Source organism: Collinsella aerofaciens (assembly GCF_039062315.1).
In the GTDB taxonomy this organism is placed as follows: domain Bacteria; phylum Actinomycetota; class Coriobacteriia; order Coriobacteriales; family Coriobacteriaceae; genus Collinsella; species Collinsella aerofaciens_BG.
In genome coordinates, this window is the sequence record NZ_JBCJBG010000036.1 from 1 (window position 1) to 1,949 (window position 1,949).

At 58.2% G+C, this 1,949-nt stretch carries 1 protein-coding gene; it reads right to left on the reverse strand.

The window, feature by feature from the left end:
* Positions 1-290 precede the first annotated feature (290 nt).
* Entirely contained in the window at positions 291-1,253 is a 963-nt protein-coding gene (gene arcC / locus ABCP74_RS09390) for a carbamate kinase (RefSeq protein ID WP_260700059.1), read from the reverse strand.
* Positions 1,254-1,949 lie beyond the last annotated feature (696 nt).

Here is a 1,949-nt window from a genome sequence, read left to right on the forward strand (position 1 = left end):
GATATACGCCGTGATGCGCGACCGGGTGCCCTACCGGGAGTAGCCCCGACGGTTGACAAAACTATAGGAACACCCAACTCGCAAAGCCGCAGCGCCCGCCGCTGGGGCGTCGTAGAAGTCCTCAATGAAATCGAAGCCATGTGGGCCTACTACTAGTCATTTAAGAACGTCCCCAATGACTAGGTGAATAGCAAAAGCCCCGCAGTCGGAGCGGACTGCGGGGCTCATGAAGAGAGGCTAGTTTGTGGGCGCTTTGCCTGGCGCCCACGAGAGATGCAGCAGAGTAGAGACTACTCGTGAATGCGGGTACCGGAGAGGCCGGCCATGGTCTCGGCGGCCTTGTCCAGAGCGCCGATGATGCAGGTGCGGCCCTTGCGGGAACGGGCGAACTTGATGGCAGCGCGGACCTTGGGCTCCATGGAACCCTTGCCGAACTGACCCTCATCGGCCAGGCGCTCGGCCTCGTCGGCAGTGAGCTCCTCGAGCTCCTCCTGGTTGGGCTTGCCAAAGTTGATGGCGACATGTTCAACGGCGGTCAACAGGAACAGAACGTCGGCATCGCAGTCCTCGGCCAGCAGCTCGCCGCCCAGGTCCTTGTCGATGACGGCGGGAACGCCCTTGTAGCAGCCCTTGTTCTCGTAGTCGCGGACGACGGGGATGCCGCCGCCACCGCAGGCGATGACGATGAACTCGTTGTCGAGCAGGTTGAGGATGGAGTCAGCCTCGACGATCTTCTTGGGATCGGGGGAAGCGACGACGCGACGCCAGCCGCGGCCGGAATCCTCGACGAAGACCTTGGAGGGATCCTCGGCCATGAACTCCTTGGCCTGCTCCTCGGTATAGAAGGGGCCGATCGGCTTAGTCGGGTTCTTGAACGCGGGATCATCCGGGTCGCACTCAATCTGGGTGACGACGGTGGCGGCGTGCCAACGCTTATAGCGCTTGTGCATCTCGCGGCCGATGCCCTGCTGCAGGTGATAACCAATGTAGCCCTGGGACATGGCGCCACACTCGGGCAGCGGCATCTCGGGGGTGCCGATGGCGTCGTGGGCAGCGGCGAAGGCATTCTGGATCATGCCGACCTGCGGGCCGTTGCCGTGGGTGATGATGATCTCGTTACCCTGCTCGATCAGGCCGAGAAGAGCGTGAGCGGTGTTGCTCACGGCCTCGATCTGCTCAACGGGGTTGTTGCCGAGGGCGTTGCCGCCAAGGGCGACGACAATACGATCGGGCTTGCCAAGAGGCTTAGACATTGCTGGAATCCTTTCTGTAAAAGGCCTACAACCCATTAATAACCCGCGTCCGTGCGATACGCGAGTTTATTAAGGTTTATATTCTCTTTATCGCTCATTTTATTCATTTTGAAAATAGCGGAACGGTGAACGGTCGTTTTTATCCGCTCAGCGTACAGAACCCCAGCTCAGGCATATCTACGCCATTTACGTGCAACTTTATTTAAATGCAGCGAGGATTATGTCGGATTATGCAAACTACATCTCTGCTAAACACAAAACGGACAGCGTAAAATCTTACTCGCACTATACGAGATTCTATGCACTTATAAGTCGAGTATGCACCCCTGCAAAAACAAGGGGCTTTTCATCCAGCATAAGGAATAAAGAAGGGCTCCGAAAAGGCGGCAACAGCCAAGTCCCCCATCCATCCCCAAAGTGGCGCGAGGTTTCGCGGCAAAGCCGCGAAACAGCGAAAGGGACGGAATACCCGGCCAACTACGTCCTTCATCCGCCCACACAATCCGAGGACGTAGCCGTAGCAGGATCCGAGGGCTGACCTTCGCGGACACTCCGCAGGACGAAAGAACCCCCGCCGCACGTGAACTGCACCCCAAAACCTGGACGGCTTAAACAAGAACTACGCCGCAAGGGACTGTCTCCGGAACTCCTCCGGGGTCAGTCCCTTCAGTTTAACCTGGCGCCTCCTCGTGTTCC

What these genes read in the sequence shown, in the direction of transcription:
- arcC (WP_260700059.1), bottom strand. Translation starts at nt 1,253, where the DNA reads ATGTCTAAGCCTCTTGGCAAGCCCGATCGTATTGTCGTCGCCCTTGGC.